This window comes from Bradyrhizobium sp. Kon58 (genome assembly GCF_055807455.1).
This window is the reverse complement of record NZ_JBVVOT010000005.1, coordinates 181,471-196,038: the sequence shown is the minus strand read 5'-3', so window position 1 is coordinate 196,038 and position 14,568 is coordinate 181,471. Positions and strand designations below refer to the sequence as shown.

Genomic DNA, 14,568 nt, shown 5'->3' with positions numbered 1-14,568 from the left:
GATTGATCCTGCTGGCCAACTTGCCGGCTCGGGTTCGATCCACGGCGCGCCGACGCAGGCGCGGCGCTCCTAGTTTTCGGATTCCGTGAACACCTCGTCGCGCTTGGCACGCAAGGCGGGCAACACCGTGAGCACCAGGAGGAAAGCGGCGATCGCGAGCAGCACGGCCGACAGCGGACGCGTCAGGAACACGCTCCAGTCGCCGCGCGAGATCAGCAGCGCGCGGCGCAGGTTCTCTTCCATCAGCGGCCCGAGCACCATGCCGAGCAGCAACGGCGCCGGCTCAAAATCGTGCTTGATCAGCCAGTAGCCGACCAGACCGAACACGCCTGCCAGGATGACGTCGACCGGCGCGTTGTTCACCGAGTAGATGCCGATCGCGCAGAAGATCACGATCGAGGGGAACATCAGCCGGTAGGGAACGCGCAACAGCCGCACCCAGATTCCGACCAGCGGCAGGTTGATGATGATCAGCATCAGATTGCCGATCCACATCGAGGCGATCATGCCCCAGACCAGCTCCGGCTGCTTCTGCATCACTTGCGGACCCGGCACGATGCCGTGGATTGTCATCGCGCCCACCATCAGCGCCATCACGGCGTTGGGCGGAATGCCGAGTGTCAGCAACGGGATGAAGGAGGTCTGCGCCGCGGCATTGTTGGCGCTTTCCGGCGCCGCCACACCCTCGATCGCACCGCGGCCGAACCGCGACGGGTTCTTGGCGATCTTCTTCTCGAGCGTGTAGGACGCAAAGGACGCGATGACCGCGCCGCCGCCCGGCAGGATGCCGAGGATCGAGCCGAGCACGGTGCCACGCAGGATCGCAGGCGCCGAGTCGATCAGGTCCTTCCTGGTCGGCATCAGGCCGGTGATCTTCTGCTGCACGAGATCGCGATTCATCTCGGCGCCGGCGTCGAGATTGCGGATGATCTCGGCGAAGCCAAACACGCCCATCGCCACCGTCGCAAAGCCGAGACCGTCGGCAAGCTCAGGAATGTTGAACGCCATGCGCGAGGCGCCGGTCTCGATGTCGGAGCCGACCATCGACAGCATCAGGCCGAACACGATCATCGCGATCGCCTTCAGCACCGAGCCCTTGGCCAGCACCACCGCGAAGATCAGGCCGAGCACCATCAGCGAGAAATATTCGGCCGGACCGAACGCCAGCGCGAGCTTGGTCAGCGGCGCGCCGAGCACGGCAATGAGCACGGTCGCGACGCAGCCGGCGAAGAACGAGCCGATCGCCGCGATCGCCAGCGCCGGGCCGGCACGGCCCTGCTTCGCCATCTGGTGACCGTCGATGGCCGTGACGACCGAGGTCGCCTCACCGGGAATATTGACCAGGATCGAGGTGGTCGAGCCGCCATACTGGGCGCCGTAATAGATGCCGGCGAGCATGATCAGCGCGCCGACCGGCGGCAATCCGAACGTGATCGGCAGGAGCATCGCCACGGTTGCGACGGTGCCGATACCGGGCAGCACGCCAACCAGCGTGCCGACCAATGCGCCAATCAGGCACATGAGAATGTTGATCGAGATCGGCAGCGACAGACCGTAGAGCCACCAGGGTGACCACCAGGAGATCTGAAACACCACACCGAAACCAAGGCCCAGATTGTGGAAGAGATCGAACATCACACCCTCACTGAACCAGGAAGCGCGGGAACATCGGCATCGGCAGCCCCAGCACATAGGGGAAGAGCAGCGCGCAACCGAGCGTCAGGCAGGCGCCGACGATGATCGCTTCGACCCAGCGCGTTTCATGCGTGCCCATCGCCGAGATCAGGAAGCTCGTGAACGCCGTCACCACCACGCCAAGTGGACGAATCGCCAGGGCGAAGAAGACGATCGAGATCATCACGAAGAGCGGCCCGCGCCAGGCATAGTGCGCCATCGCCGGCCCGTCGGTCAGCAGTCCCGTCAACGCAATGCCGGCGCCAAGTGCAACCAGGAGCCCGCCAAACATCCGCGGCGCCGTGCCGGCGCCAAAGGAGAAGCCGCGCATCCCCTGCAAATCGCTGGAGGCCCACAGCGCGAACAAGGCGAGCGCCATCAGCACGATTCCGCCGACATAGTCCTGCGCCGACCTGATCGTCATGAAGAACGTGAGAATCGCCACCGCAAAGACCGGATAGGAATAGATCAGCGCCAGCAGCACATCGGATGACGCCTTCTTGGTGTCACCGCCGACCGCCCCGAGCAACGCGCCGGGCGCCCCCGCGAGCAGCGCCGTAGCGTGGCTGATCACCACGGCGGCCGGCCCGCGTCCCGCGCCCCAGCCAAAGATCGTCCCGAACGACCAGATGAATTCGAAAATCTGCGGCGCTATGGCCAGCAGACAAAAGCTGATCACCACCGAGGTGTTTCGGTTGGCTGTCGCCGAGTGGCCCATCGTATCGGCCATGCATGTCTCCTCCGCGACCCGTAAGCCACGAGCAATGTTGTTCTAATCGGCTGGAAATCGATGCCCCCGCCCGGATCCCTGCCTAGCCATTTTCATTACACAATGCCAGCAAAACCCAACAAGCCCCCGACCAGCAAAATCCATAGTGGATTGATGCGCGAGACGGATGCGACCACTGCAACCGTCGCGGTCAGAAGCAGCGCAGCAAGCGTACGATCGGTCGACTCGGCGAGGATCAGGGCGCTCGCCGCCATCAAGCCGATCGAGAGCGGAACCAGTGCAGCCTGGATCAGCCCGGGCCAGCGCGATTGGCTCGGCCGATTGAGGAGCCGGCTGACATAATAGGCAAGCAGCGCGGTGGGCAGGCACATGGCCAAGGTCGCCGCCAGGGCGCCGGGGATGCCGGCGACGGCATAGCCGATTAACGTGACGATAAGGACGTTCGGACCTGGTGAGAGCTGCGCGATCGCATAGGCGTCGGCGAACTGCTTGTCGGTCATCCAGTGATGCACATCGACCGCGATGCGGTGCATCTCGGGCACGGCCGCCGCGGCGCCGCCGACTGCGAACAGCGACATCAGGCCGAAGGTCGAGATCAGCGCCCAGATCGGGTTCTCCGCGTTCATGCTGCTACCTTCCGCCGCATCAGGGAGGTGGCGCCGATACTGACGGGGATCGCGACCAAGAGCACCGCCTGGAGCGGCAGGCGAAGGACGCCGATGGCGAGGAAGACGCCCAGCATCAGGATGAGCGCGACGGCGTCCAGCCGCTTGAGCAGCGGCGTCATCATCCGAAAGACCACCGCGATCAAGAGGCCGACGGCCGCACAGGAGATGCCCGCGAGAATACGGCGCAGCACCTCCACATCGCCGAACCGGGCGTAGACGATCGCGAGCACCGTCATGATCAGCGTGGGCGGCAGCAACAGCCCCGCAAACGCGGCAATGCCGCCGGCGATCCCGCGCAGCCGCGCACCGAACACCATCGACAGATTGACGATGTTGGGCCCGGGCAGGAAATGGCAGAGCGCAAACGTCTCGTTGAACTCGTCCGCCGTCATCCAGCGGTGCTGCTCGACGATGGCCTGCCGGGCGAACACCAAAACCCCGCCGAAGCCCGCCAGCGACATCCGGGCGAAGGCCAGGAACAGCGCGAACAAGCCCGGTGGAACGGCGCGAGTGGCTGGCCGGTCCGGCTCTTGAACTGGTTGTTGGGCGGCCGGTGCGGAATCCTCGGACATGTCAGGAGCTTAGAACGCCGGCCGGCGCGCGGCCAAGCCTACCGGGAACCTATCCCAAGGGAACCTCGGAATGGTCGCTCGAAACACCTGTTATTTGAAACCTTTGCCCCCTATATTGGGAGTGCCGGTTCGCCGGCTATGGAAATAAACGGTCGTCGCAATAAACCATTCGGACCCGGGGGCGGTACCCGGCGCCTCCACCAAAGCCCACCAGCGGGCTAGCCCTGAGGCGGGCTTTGGCGGGGGCGAAATAGGATCGACGAGGGCGTAAAGGGCGTTCTTTTTCTCGGTATTGTTCCGCCGTTATCGGGCTATGCAATAGTTGCCAACGACAACTTTGCTCCGGTTGCTCAGGCTGCGTAACGCAGTTTGAAAGACCATTCTGAAGTCCTAACGGGTTAAGCTCCGTTAGGCGGGGTTCGGAGGCACCTGGCAACAGAAGCCTCCACTTACCTCTTATTTCCTACCCCGCGGGGACTCCTGTTGACCCGTCAGGCGCGGTACTATTGCGGCTTGGCGAGTCGGGCCGGCAGGGCCCAGCTCCTGGAATGCAACAGGACCACCATGGCGACCGATCATATCCGATACGATGTGCTGGCCCGCGACGCGCTGCGCGGCGTGTTGCGCAAGGTGCTGACCGACGCCGCGTCCCAGGGACTGCCCGGCGAGCATCATTTCTTCATCACCTTCGTGTCGAAGGCCGACGGCGTGAAATTGTCGTCGCGGCTGCTGGCCCAGTATCCGGAAGAGATGACGATCATCCTGCAGCACCAGTTCTGGGATCTGACCGTGCTCGAGGACCGCTTCGAGGTCGGCCTGTCCTTCGGAGGCATTCCGGAGCGGCTGATCGTGCCGTTCAGCGCCATCAAGAGCTTCCTCGATCCGTCCGTGAAATTCGGCCTCCAGTTCGACACCTCCGATGTCGCCGATGTCTCGGCCGAGACATTGCCGGCCGCTCCCGCCCCATCCGCGGTCGCGGTGCCCCCTGCCACTGAACCGGCGGAAGGCACTGAGGAGCCGGCGGCCCCGAACCAGGGCGGCGCCGAAGTCGTGCGATTGGATCGTTTCCGCAAGAAATGATCTAGATCGGACTGGCGCCCGTCGCAGGCGGCCAAACTCCCTATATAGAGGCACATAATGAGGCCGCGTGGCATTTCGCGCGGCGGAATGGATGTGCTCATGGCCAAAACTTCCCTCTCGAAGAATCCCCACTCGAAGGCTGCCCGCGCGAAGACCGACCGTTCCTCGCGCCCGGCGACCCGCACCGAGACCGACAGCTTCGGCCCCATCGAGGTCCTCGCCGACCGCTATTGGGGCGCGCAGACCGAACGCTCGCGGCAGAATTTTCGCATCGGCGTCGATCGCATGCCGATCGCGCTCGTGCACGCGCTCGGCATCGTCAAGCTCGCCGCGGCGCAGACCAACCAGGAGCTCGGCCTGCTCGACCAGCGCCGTGCTAATGCCATCATCCGCGCTGCGCGCGAGGTGATCGAGGGCAAGCTGGACGATCATTTCCCGCTGGTGGTGTGGCAGACCGGCTCGGGCACGCAGAGCAACATGAATCTCAACGAGGTCATCGCCAACCGCGCCAATGAGCTCCTGGGCGGCGAGCTCGGTGCCAAGAAGCCGGTGCATCCCAACGATCACGTCAACATGAGCCAGTCGTCGAATGACTCGTTCCCGACCGCGATGCATATCGCGGCGGCAAGCCGCATCACCGCCGATCTCGTCCCTGCCCTCGGCGAATTGCTGCGTGCACTGCGCAAGAAGGAGAAGGAGTTCGCAAAGATCGTCAAGATCGGCCGCACCCACACCCAGGACGCGACGCCGCTGACACTCGGCCAGGAATTTTCCGGCTATGCCGCCCAGGTCGAAAGCGGCATCGCCCGGCTCAAGGTCGCCGTGAAGGAGCTCTATCCGCTGGCGCAGGGCGGCACCGCCGTCGGCACCGGCCTCAATTCGAAGCCGCGCTTTGCAAAACTGTTCGCAAAGCACGTTGCCGGGATTACCAAGCTGCCCTTCACCAGCGCCGCCAACAAATTCGAGGCGCTGGCTTCGAACGACGCCTATGTGCTGGCGCACGGCGCCATCAATTCGGTCGCGACAGGCCTGTTCAAGATCGCCAACGACATCCGCCTGCTCGGATCGGGTCCGCGGTCGGGCCTCGGCGAACTGATGCTGCCGGAGAACGAGCCGGGCTCCTCGATCATGCCCGGCAAGGTCAATCCGACGCAGTGCGAGGCGATGACGATGGTGTGCTGCCAGGTGTTCGGCAATCACACCGCGATCACGGTCGCCGGCAGCCAGGGCCATTTCGAGCTCAACGTCTACAAGCCCGTGCTGGCCTACAACATGCTGCATTCGATCCGGCTGATGGCGGACGCCGCGCGCTCCTTCACCGAGCATTGCGTCAGAGGCATCCGCGCCGACGAGAAGCGCATCAAGGAACTGATGCAGCGTTCGCTGATGCTGGTGACGGCGCTCGCCCCCAAGATCGGCTACGACAACGCGGCCAAGGTGGCCAAGACGGCGCATGCCAACGGCACCACCCTGAAGGAAGAGGCGCTACGGCTCGGCTTCGTCTCGGCGGAGGAGTTCGACCGCCTGGTGCGCCCCGAGAAGATGACCAGCCCGGGATAAATTCCGAATTCCGATAGCCATCCGTAATGATACGGAGCCCCAAGCTCCATTAAATGTAGGGCTTAACGGACGGGATTTGATTACCGTCAATGTCGCGGCGGGATTGCGTGTTACGCAGCCCCTCCGTCCCCACGGGGCGGAATTCATCGTTTGATGGCCCAAGGGTCGATTGACGAGGACAAGCGAATGGCGATCAAATCTCATTGGGCGCAGTGCGGCGCACAGTTTCTGAATGTTTCATCCTGCCCACGGAGGATCGGATGATGGAGACGCGACATGGGGAACGTCATCAACCTGAATCGTTTCCGGAAGCGCGCCGAGCGGCAAGCCACGGCGAAGCAGGCGGACGCCAACCGAACGAAGTTCGGCCGCACGAAGGCGGAGCGGTCGGCGGAGGAGACGCGCGCGGACCAGGCGAAGGCGCACCTGGACCAGCACCAGATCGATCGCGAGGAGCAGCCATGAAGTCGCCCGTCGTGAAACGGTCGATCGTCGTCGCCGGCCACAAGACCAGCGTCAGCCTGGAAGAGGCGTTCTGGAACGGCATGAAGGAGATCTCGGGCCTGCGCAACATGACGCTGTCCGAGCTGGTCGGCGAGATCGACGGCAACCGCCAGCAGGGCAATCTGTCCTCGGCGATCCGCCTGTTCGTGCTCGACTACTTCAAGAGCCGCGCCATGGCCGCCATCCAGGCGGAAAAGGTCCCGGCCCAGTAGCCGTCTTGGCGCCGATCCTGACGCCGATCTTGGCGCCAATCGCCTTCGTCACGAAGCTGGCACTTTAAAATCACTCTAAGGTGCAGTTTCAGCGACCGAGTGCGCTTGACCTCGATGCCCTGCGTTGAAAATACAGGGCATGACCGACATCCATGATACGCGTCCGCAGATGCCGCTGGGCCTGGCCCAGCGCGGCTATACCGGCGTCATCCAGCACCTTTCCCCCAAGGACGCAGGCTCGGCGCTCTCGGACGTCGAGCTCGAGAGCCGGCTGATCGAGCTCGGCTTCGTCGAGGGCGCCCGGGTCGAGGTCCTGCACGAGGGGCTGGTCGGGCGCGACCCGATCGCGGTCCGGGTCGACAGCATCACCATCGCGGTCCGCCGTCGCGAAGCCATGGCCATCATCGTCGCCTGAAGCGACCGGACCCCAATTCCATGGAATTGCCCCTACTTCATCTCGCCCTGGTCGGCACGCCAAACAGCGGCAAGACCTCGCTGTTCAATGCGCTGACCGGCAGCCGGCAGAAGGTCGCGAACTATCCCGGCGTCACCGTCGAGCGCAAGGAAGGATTCTTCGTCACGCCCATGGGACGCCAGGTCTCCGTGGTCGACCTGCCCGGCACCTATTCGCTGCGCGGCCGCAGCCCGGACGAGGAGATCACCCGCGACTTCGTGCTCGGCAAGGCTTCCGGCGAGACCCTGCCCGACCTCGTGCTGTGCGTGGCCGATTCCACCAATCTGCGCCTGACCATCCGCCTGCTGCTGGAGCTCAAGCGCACCGGCCGGCCGATGATCCTCGTGCTCAACATGTTCGACATCGCGACCCGCCGCGGCATCACTGTCGACGTCGCGCGGCTCGCCAAGGAGCTCGGCGTGCCCGTGGTCACCTCGATCGCGGTGCGCAAGGGCGGCACGGCCGACCTGCTGTCGCTGACCGACGAGATTTCGGCGAAGCTCGCCGCCGAGCCGGGCGAGAACAATTGGCGGGCGCTCAGCGTGGCCGATCTGCGCGCCACCCAGCGCGAAGCCGACCGCATCATCGGCGACTGCGTCAGCCTGCCTAGCAGGCCCGACACCTGGACCGCGCGGATCGACGCGATCGTGCTGCATCCCGTCGGCGGGCTGATCGTGCTCGCGGCTATCCTGTTCGTGATGTTCCAGGCGGTGTTCGCCTGGGCGCAGCCGCTGATGGAGCTGCTCAACTCGGGCTTCGACTCGCTCGGCGAGTTCGTCCACGCCACCCTGCCCGCAGGCCTGCTGCAGAGCTTCCTGCAGAACGGCGTGATATCAGGCGTCGGCAGCGTCATCGTGTTCCTGCCGCAGATCATCATCATCTTCCTGTTCATCCTGCTGCTGGAAGATTTCGGCTACATGGCGCGCGCCGCGTTCCTGATGGACCGCATCATGGGCGGCGCCGGCCTGCACGGCCGCGCCTTCATCCCGCTGCTGTCGAGCTTTGCCTGCGCCATCCCCGGCATCATGGCGACGCGCGTGATCGACAACAAGCGCGACCGGCTGACCACGATCCTGATCGCGCCACTGATGACCTGCTCGGCGCGCATTCCCGTCTACACGCTGATCATCTCCGCCTTCATTCCGGCAAAGGACGTCTGGGGCTTCATCAACCTCCAGGGCCTCGTGATGTTCGGCCTCTATGCCGTCGGCATCGCCAGCGCGCTTGCCGTCTCGTTCCTTATCAAATTCTTCATGCTGCGCGACTATGCGCCGGCGCCGTTCATGCTGGAGCTGCCGGACTACAAGATGCCGCGGCTGAAATCGATCGCGATCGGCGTCTACACGCGGGCCAAGATGTTCCTGCACCGCGCCGGCACCACGATCTTCTCGATGATGGTGCTGATCTGGTTCCTGGCCTCGTTCCCGCAGCCGCCCGCGGGCGCAACCGAACCGGCGATCGACTTCAGCCTGGCCGCGATCATCGGCAAGGCGCTCGAGCCGCTGCTGGCGCCGGTCGGCTTCAACTGGCAGATCGCGGTCGCGCTGATCCCGGGCATGGCGGCGCGCGAGGTCGCGGTCGCGGCACTCGGCACCGTCTATGCGATCGAAGGCGGCAAGGAAGCGGCCGAGCAGATCGGCCAGGTGCTGGCGACGAAATGGTCGCTCGCGACCGCGCTGTCGATGCTGGCCTGGTACATCTTCGCCCCGCAATGCGCATCCACGCTGGCCGTGATCCGGCGCGAGACCGGAAGCTGGACCTGGATGGCCGTCACCTTCTTCTACATGCTGGTGCTGGCCTATGCCGCGAGCCTTCTGACCTACAATGTCGCGGTCGCGTTCGGGGCGGGGTAGCCTCTCTCGAAACTAAAAGCGCGAAAACAACCCCATGCACAGTAGACGGGGGTTGTGAAATCAATGGGTTACGCGTGTGCTAAAATCAGCTGACCGTCGCTGGCCAGAAGCAACGCCGGCACACAAGGCCGGTTGCGCCGTCGGGCAAAACAGGCGCATGATGGTATTGTCGGAGAATTGGCGAGACGCTCGGTGACGGCAAGATACCGGAGCGTGGCACGCCTTCTCAGCCGCTGGCCTGTGTTGCCGGGAACGACGCAGTGAACACCGTTTCATCCCGCATCGACGACGCGACGATCAGCCCGCCATGGGCGCGCGCGATCTCCTGGGCGATGTACAGTCCGAGCCCAAGCCCTTTCTGGTTCGGCAGAACGTCGCCGCGATCGAACGCCGTGAAAAGGCGCGGGATCGTATCAGCCGGAATTGGCGCGCCTTTGTTGGCAACGCTGAGATCAAAGCCAGCGCCGGTCGTCTGCGCCAGCACCCTGATCGGCTTGTCGGCGGCGCCATAGGAAATCGCGTTGCCGAGAAGATTGGACAGCATCTGCCCTATGCGGTCGGCGTCAATTTTCACAGGTCCCGGAACGTTGACGACCGTTTCGATGACGCGATCCGGATGCACGTTCTCGAACTCCGCGACAATCTGCCTGATGACAGGCTCGAGCGGCTGTTCTCTCAACTTGAGCTGCATGCCGGCGCCGAGCCGCGCGCGGGCGAAGTCCATGACATTGTCGATCAGGCCCGCCATCCGGGCCACGCTTCCCTGCAGCAGGTTGATCCAGTTCTTGCCCTCGTCATCGACCTTCTTGTTCAGAAGCCGCAGCCCGCCCTGGATCGAGGCGAGAGGGTTTCTGAGGTCGTGACCGAGCACGGCAATGAACTGCTCGCGCAGTTCAGCATTGCGTTGTTCCAGCGCGAGCCTGTTCTCGATCAGTTCGACACGGTCGGCCGCGTCGAGGTGAGACGCGATCAGCTCCGCAAACAGCTTGAACATGCCGATGATCTCGGGGGTCCGAAGCTTGCGCGGCTTCGGATCGATCGCGCAAAGAGTTCCAAAGAATGAACCGTCGGGAAGAATGATCGGCACGGAGATGTAGCTTTGGAGGCCATATTGCGCGGGCGTGTGATGCGTGCAGTACGCGGCGTCTTCGCTGACATTCTCGATGACAACCGCCTCGCGGCTCTGCCGGATCTCGTGGCAGATCGTGGTCTCGACCTTGAGCTCGTCACCGGGCTTCAGCCCGAACGCAAGTTCGTCACGCGAGGCACATGTGATCCACCTGTCCTCGGTGACGCGGGCAACGGCCGTAAACCCCATTCCGGTGGTCCGGCTGACCACGTCCAGGATGGTCGAGACCGCAGCGATCCCGCTGACCTTGGCTATGTCGCGCTCGAAATCCATTGCCACTCCGCGTCGGAACATTCGCCTCGGGCCGGCCACCCCCAACTTAAAGCGCGTCCTTGCAACGGTGAAAAGCACTGCCAGCCCAGTCATTCCGCGTCAATGTTACTCGACGCTCCGCCTTGGAAGCGGCTATCTGTTCCCGATGGAACATTTCAGCACGGCTAGGCTAACCGCCGAGAGGCTTCGTGAGGATCACCTCGCGGACCTCGTCGCATTGCATCTCGATGCCGAGGTGTCCCGATATCTCGGCAGCGTGCGCCCGGCGGAGAGGACGAAGACCTACCTCGACGCCAATATAGCGCATTGGGACCAGCATGGCTTCGGGCTGTGGGTGCTGCGAACGAAAGACGGGGCATTCGCGGGGCGAGCGGGCATCCGGCACATTCTGGTGGACGATATCGACGAGATCGAGATTGCCTACGCGTTCAAGCGCGACGTCTGGGGCCAGGGACTTGCAAGCGAGATCGCCACGGCGCTGACGGATATCGGACTGTTACACCACGAGCTGCCGTCTCTGATCGGCATCGTCTTCGCCAGAAACGGCGCGTCGCGCCGTGTATTGGAGAAATCGAATTATCTCCTCGAGCGAAGTACGATCCGTCACGGCGAAGACGTCGTGATCTACCGTATTCGGCGGTAGACCCCAAAAGCCAGAAGTCCGGAGCCGCAGAGCACGACGGCGGCGGCAATGAAGGCGCTCCGGTACCCACTGCTGTCGTACAAGAATCCTCCGAGGGAGGCGCCCGCCGTTATGGCGAGCTGGATCACCGCGACCATCAGGCCGCCGCCCGCCTCCGCATCCTCAGGCAGCGTCTTGCTCATCCAGGTCCACCAAGCGACCGGTGCGGCCGTGCCGATGAGGCCCCAACCGGCCAGCAGCACGGTAACAACGAGGGTCGACCCTCCGAAGGCGGTCAAGCCGAGGGCAAGGGCGGTCATCGCAAGCGGCATGCCGATCAGAAGCCCGTGCAAGCCTCGCTTCAGTAGGAAGCTGATGAGGTAGGTCCCGAGCAGGCCCGCGACGCCGACCACGAGCAGGATAGCCGAGAGCGTGGAGACGTCTACGCGTGTCACGGTCTCCAGGAATGGACGCAAATAGGTGAAAAGCGCGAACTGGCCCATGAACAGGAGGGCAACCGAGAGCATCCCGATGCCGACTACCGGCCGGCGAAGCAATCCGAAAACGTTCCCCGCGGCACCGCGTTCTGAGGGCATTGAGGGCAATGTGGCGTATTGCCAGACCAGAGTGACGATCGCGAGCGGGACGACGCAGAAGAAGGCACCTCGCCAGCCGATGAACTGACCGAGGAAACTCCCGAGCGGCGCGGCGATCGTGGTCGCCAGCGCGTTTCCACCATTGAGGAGGCTAAGCGCGGCCGCAACCTGCCGCTCCGGCACAAGGCGCATCACGGTAGCCGCCGACATCGACCAGAACCCGCCGATGACGATCCCGATCAGCGCGCGCCCTGCCATGAACACCAGGGCATTCGGGGCCAGGGCCACCATCAGCCCCGAGACGATCATCAGCGAGGTAAGGCCCAGCAACAGGCTGCGTCGATCGATGCCCCGTGTCACCGACGCGATCGCAAGGCTAGTGAAGACGGCGAACAGTCCGGAGACCGCGATGGCCTGGCCCGCCTGCCCCTCGGTCATGTGGAGATCGGTCCCGATCGGTGTCAGCAGGCTGACCGGCATGAACTCGGACGCAATCAATGTCCCGACGCACAAGGTCAGCGCAAAGACCGCACTCCAAGCCGGATCGCGCGACAGCGCCTCGTTGCCTCGAGCGAGTTGTACGCTCATGATTGGGCGCCGAGCACGATCGGCGTTGCCTGTATCAGCTTGAGCGACTTCACCATCTTCTCAACCGTCGCCTTGTATTTCTTGAAATGATCTGTTCCGAGATGAGCTTCGTAGGCGCTCCTGTCCCGGTAGATTTCGAAGACCTTGACGTGGGCCGGGTTGTCCTTTTCGGAAACGGCGTAGAGCACCAGGACGCCCGGCTCCTTGCGAATTGCTGCGTCGATCTGTTCCTGCACCGCAGCCCTGTAGCCGTCCAATTGGACGGGATCGATCTCGATTTCCGCCACCTGGACATATCGTTCGTCCGCCGGCTGGGCGACGACGCCGCCGGCGAGTACCGCGGCCAGCATCGATAGGCCGTACGAGAAAAGCTGCTTCTTCATGTTCTCCCCCTCAGAGGCTTCACTGGCCCTACCTGATTTGGACTGCTCGAAGGTTACTCGCGGCTTTGGCGATGTCGTTCAGTTCATCGCCTTCGCACCCGCGCATCGCAGATATCACTTCAGGTATTGGTCGTCGGCCACCTTCTCCATCCAATCGACGTTCTTTCCGTTGACGGATTCCTGAATGGCGATGTGCGTCATTGCGGTGGTCCGCGTCGCTCCGTGCCAATGTTTCAAGCCCGGCGGAAACCACACGACGTCGCCGGCGCGGATTTCCTCAATCTGTCCGCCCTCTCGCTGCACCCAGCCGAGACCGGCTGTCACGATCAGCGTCTGCCCGAGCGGATGCGTGTGCCAGGCCGTGCGTGCGCCGGGTTCAAAAGTGACCTGAGCGCCGCTGACGCGTGCGGGCTCGGGCGCCGCGAACAGCGGGTCGATACGCACCGTCCCGGTGAACCAGTGTTCGGGGCCCTTCTGGGAAGGGCGGGACCCGTTTCTCTTGATGTCGATGTCCATTGCAGTCTCCTTCAGTGCTTCGGACGCGAGCGCCGGCGCCAGTCGAATTCCCGCGACGGCGAAGGCGCTTCCGCCAACGAGAATGTCTCTACGCGTCACCACGGCATGTCTCCGCTCGTGGCGGATCGCGAACGGGATTGTCGATCGAGGCATTGTCGTTCTTTCAGCGAGGTCGCTTCTCGATGACGTCCTTGACGACAGGCGCTGCGGAGAAAGCGCTAGGCCAGCCGGCGTAGAAGGCGAGATGGCCGAGCACCTCGCCCGCTTCCTCCCGAGTCAACCCGTTGTCCATGGCGCGGTTCAAATGGTAGGTGATCTGCGCGACCTGACCGGTGGCGATCAGCGCGCTCACGGTAACCAGGCTGCGGTCGCGCGGAGCCAGCGCCGGCCTGAGCCAGAGATCGCGGAACAGCACGTCGGTCGTAAAATGAACAAGGTTCGGCGTGATCTGCCCGAACTGCTCTTCGACGCGCGTTGCTCGCTGCTTCTCCGCCGCCTCGTCGAGCGGCAGTTGCGGCCCCGACGCCGGGGGGAGCTGATCGGGCCCGATGTTGCGGCTCTCGAAGACTTCCTTCGCAGCCGGGATCGCATCAATCGCGTTGGCCCAGCCGGTGTAGAAGGCCAGATGCGTGATGATCTCCGAGATCTCCGACGGCTTCACGCCATTATCCAGCGAGCGACCTAGATAGCATGGCAGCTCCGCCTTCTGATCCCGGGCGATGAGAGCGGCGACGGTGACGATGCTGCGGTCCCGAGGCGTAAGCCCCGGGCGCTTCCACAGATCGCCGTGGACGAATTTTTGCGCGTAACCTTCGAGGGCTGGCGCGACCGCGCGGACGTCTTCCGACTTTGACATGGTCTTTGCTCCTTCGGTGGATGCGTCTCTGGCCGCGACCGGGCCGTCAGCAAACAGGCAGAACGAAAACAAGGCCGCTGCGAGCATTCTCATCGCGTGGATCCTTCCAGATTTGCGGGTCCGCCATCAACCACAAGGCGACGGGTGCTGCGCCGAGCACGGTGCCGCGCTCACGAGCTGGCGAGCCCTTGGGCGATCACGAGATCAAGTGCCGCCTCATGTTGATGGGAAACTAAGGCTTCCGACTCCGTCCGATTAGGTGATAAAATCTGAATGCAGTCATAAGACAGGCTTATCA

16 protein-coding genes and 1 other RNA gene are annotated in these 14,568 nt (G+C 63.7%); 8 read left to right on the top strand and 9 right to left on the bottom strand.

Annotated elements, in window-relative coordinates:
* Positions 1-69: 69 nt before the first annotated feature.
* The 4 genes from AC0L20_RS11825 to AC0L20_RS11810 form a co-directional block, all read right to left on the bottom strand.
* Positions 70-1,635, bottom strand: coding sequence for a tripartite tricarboxylate transporter permease (locus AC0L20_RS11825; protein WP_007600973.1), 1,566 nt, complete (start codon positions 1,633-1,635; stop codon positions 70-72).
* A 7-nt stretch (positions 1,636-1,642) separates the two neighbouring features.
* Positions 1,643-2,404, bottom strand: coding sequence for a tripartite tricarboxylate transporter TctB family protein (locus AC0L20_RS11820; protein ID WP_456768481.1), 762 nt, complete (start codon positions 2,402-2,404; stop codon positions 1,643-1,645).
* A 95-nt stretch (positions 2,405-2,499) separates the two neighbouring features.
* On the bottom strand, positions 2,500-3,030 hold the full coding sequence (locus tag AC0L20_RS11815) for a chromate transporter (RefSeq protein ID WP_027519544.1): 531 nt from the start codon (positions 3,028-3,030) through the stop codon (positions 2,500-2,502).
* Positions 3,027-3,644 (bottom strand): chromate transporter, encoded by a 618-nt coding sequence (locus AC0L20_RS11810; RefSeq protein WP_473288664.1) that lies wholly within the window; start codon positions 3,642-3,644, stop codon positions 3,027-3,029. The genes AC0L20_RS11815 and AC0L20_RS11810 overlap by 4 nt, the downstream gene beginning before the upstream one ends.
* An 84-nt stretch (positions 3,645-3,728) precedes the next feature.
* Between AC0L20_RS11810 and ssrA the strand changes: the two genes are divergently transcribed.
* From ssrA to feoB, 7 genes are all read left to right on the top strand, one after another.
* Positions 3,729-4,094: a transfer-messenger RNA gene (gene ssrA, locus AC0L20_RS11805) on the top strand.
* A 114-nt stretch (positions 4,095-4,208) separates the two neighbouring features.
* Positions 4,209-4,724: an SspB family protein gene (locus AC0L20_RS11800; RefSeq protein WP_456768479.1), complete on the top strand. Its 516-nt coding sequence runs from the start codon at positions 4,209-4,211 to the stop codon at positions 4,722-4,724.
* 87 nt (positions 4,725-4,811) lie between these two features.
* Positions 4,812-6,284, top strand: coding sequence for a class II fumarate hydratase (gene fumC / locus AC0L20_RS11795; RefSeq protein ID WP_473288663.1), 1,473 nt, complete (start codon positions 4,812-4,814; stop codon positions 6,282-6,284).
* A gap of 276 nt (positions 6,285-6,560) precedes the next feature.
* Complete coding sequence (locus AC0L20_RS11790) at positions 6,561-6,749, top strand: DUF4169 family protein (RefSeq protein ID WP_027570789.1); 189 nt, start codon at positions 6,561-6,563, stop codon at positions 6,747-6,749.
* Positions 6,746-7,000, top strand: coding sequence for a ribbon-helix-helix domain-containing protein (locus AC0L20_RS11785; RefSeq protein WP_007600962.1), 255 nt, complete (start codon positions 6,746-6,748; stop codon positions 6,998-7,000). Before AC0L20_RS11790 ends, AC0L20_RS11785 begins: the two co-directional genes overlap by 4 nt.
* Before the next feature lie 139 nt (positions 7,001-7,139).
* A complete protein-coding gene (locus AC0L20_RS11780) occupies positions 7,140-7,415 on the top strand; it encodes a FeoA family protein (RefSeq protein ID WP_473288662.1) in 276 nt (91 codons plus the stop codon).
* Positions 7,416-7,435: 20 nt separating this feature from the next.
* Complete coding sequence (gene feoB / locus AC0L20_RS11775; protein WP_473288661.1) at positions 7,436-9,307, top strand: ferrous iron transporter B; 1,872 nt, start codon at positions 7,436-7,438, stop codon at positions 9,305-9,307.
* Between the two features lie 226 nt (positions 9,308-9,533).
* On the opposite strand, the gene AC0L20_RS11770 is transcribed toward feoB, so the two are convergent.
* Positions 9,534-10,709 carry a GAF domain-containing sensor histidine kinase gene (locus AC0L20_RS11770; protein WP_473288660.1) on the bottom strand — a complete coding sequence of 392 codons (1,176 nt, stop codon included), beginning with the start codon at positions 10,707-10,709 and terminating at the stop codon, positions 9,534-9,536.
* Between the two features lie 145 nt (positions 10,710-10,854).
* On the opposite strand from AC0L20_RS11770, the gene AC0L20_RS11765 reads away from it, so the two are divergent.
* Positions 10,855-11,352 carry a GNAT family N-acetyltransferase gene (locus AC0L20_RS11765; RefSeq protein ID WP_473288834.1) on the top strand — a complete coding sequence of 166 codons (498 nt, stop codon included), beginning with the start codon at positions 10,855-10,857 and terminating at the stop codon, positions 11,350-11,352.
* On the opposite strand, the gene AC0L20_RS11760 is transcribed toward AC0L20_RS11765, so the two are convergent.
* The 4 genes from AC0L20_RS11760 to AC0L20_RS11745 all read right to left on the bottom strand — a co-directional run bounded on the left by AC0L20_RS11760 (position 11,334) and on the right by AC0L20_RS11745 (position 14,363).
* Positions 11,334-12,515: an MFS transporter gene (locus tag AC0L20_RS11760; RefSeq protein ID WP_473288659.1), complete on the bottom strand. Its 1,182-nt coding sequence runs from the start codon at positions 12,513-12,515 to the stop codon at positions 11,334-11,336. The two genes, AC0L20_RS11765 and AC0L20_RS11760, sit on opposite strands and share 19 nt — an antisense overlap.
* Positions 12,512-12,898, bottom strand: coding sequence for a putative quinol monooxygenase (locus tag AC0L20_RS11755; RefSeq protein ID WP_473288658.1), 387 nt, complete (start codon positions 12,896-12,898; stop codon positions 12,512-12,514). Before AC0L20_RS11755 ends, AC0L20_RS11760 begins: the two co-directional genes overlap by 4 nt.
* Before the next feature lie 114 nt (positions 12,899-13,012).
* Positions 13,013-13,408, bottom strand: a complete 396-nt coding sequence (locus tag AC0L20_RS11750) for a (R)-mandelonitrile lyase (protein ID WP_456769834.1) — start codon at positions 13,406-13,408, stop codon at positions 13,013-13,015.
* A gap of 169 nt (positions 13,409-13,577) precedes the next feature.
* Positions 13,578-14,363, bottom strand: coding sequence for a carboxymuconolactone decarboxylase family protein (locus AC0L20_RS11745; RefSeq protein ID WP_473288657.1), 786 nt, complete (start codon positions 14,361-14,363; stop codon positions 13,578-13,580).
* Positions 14,364-14,568 lie beyond the last annotated feature (205 nt).

Excerpts from the sequence above, each read along its gene's own strand:
- AC0L20_RS11825 (WP_007600973.1), bottom strand. The coding sequence starts at position 1,635 with ATGTTCGATCTCTTCCACAATCTGGGCCTTGGTTTCGGTGTGGTGTTT.
- AC0L20_RS11820 (WP_456768481.1), bottom strand. The coding sequence starts at position 2,404 with ATGGCCGATACGATGGGCCACTCGGCGACAGCCAACCGAAACACCTCG.
- AC0L20_RS11815 (WP_027519544.1), bottom strand. The coding sequence starts at position 3,030 with ATGAACGCGGAGAACCCGATCTGGGCGCTGATCTCGACCTTCGGCCTG.
- AC0L20_RS11810 (WP_473288664.1), bottom strand. The coding sequence starts at position 3,644 with ATGTCCGAGGATTCCGCACCGGCCGCCCAACAACCAGTTCAAGAGCCG.
- AC0L20_RS11800 (WP_456768479.1), top strand. The coding sequence starts at position 4,209 with ATGGCGACCGATCATATCCGATACGATGTGCTGGCCCGCGACGCGCTG.
- fumC (WP_473288663.1), top strand. The coding sequence starts at position 4,812 with ATGGATGTGCTCATGGCCAAAACTTCCCTCTCGAAGAATCCCCACTCG.
- AC0L20_RS11790 (WP_027570789.1), top strand. The coding sequence starts at position 6,561 with ATGGGGAACGTCATCAACCTGAATCGTTTCCGGAAGCGCGCCGAGCGG.
- AC0L20_RS11785 (WP_007600962.1), top strand. The coding sequence starts at position 6,746 with ATGAAGTCGCCCGTCGTGAAACGGTCGATCGTCGTCGCCGGCCACAAG.
- AC0L20_RS11780 (WP_473288662.1), top strand. The coding sequence starts at position 7,140 with ATGACCGACATCCATGATACGCGTCCGCAGATGCCGCTGGGCCTGGCC.
- feoB (WP_473288661.1), top strand. The coding sequence starts at position 7,436 with ATGGAATTGCCCCTACTTCATCTCGCCCTGGTCGGCACGCCAAACAGC.
- AC0L20_RS11770 (WP_473288660.1), bottom strand. The coding sequence starts at position 10,709 with ATGGATTTCGAGCGCGACATAGCCAAGGTCAGCGGGATCGCTGCGGTC.
- AC0L20_RS11765 (WP_473288834.1), top strand. The coding sequence starts at position 10,855 with ATGGAACATTTCAGCACGGCTAGGCTAACCGCCGAGAGGCTTCGTGAG.
- AC0L20_RS11760 (WP_473288659.1), bottom strand. The coding sequence starts at position 12,515 with ATGAGCGTACAACTCGCTCGAGGCAACGAGGCGCTGTCGCGCGATCCG.
- AC0L20_RS11755 (WP_473288658.1), bottom strand. The coding sequence starts at position 12,898 with ATGAAGAAGCAGCTTTTCTCGTACGGCCTATCGATGCTGGCCGCGGTA.
- AC0L20_RS11745 (WP_473288657.1), bottom strand. The coding sequence starts at position 14,363 with ATGAGAATGCTCGCAGCGGCCTTGTTTTCGTTCTGCCTGTTTGCTGAC.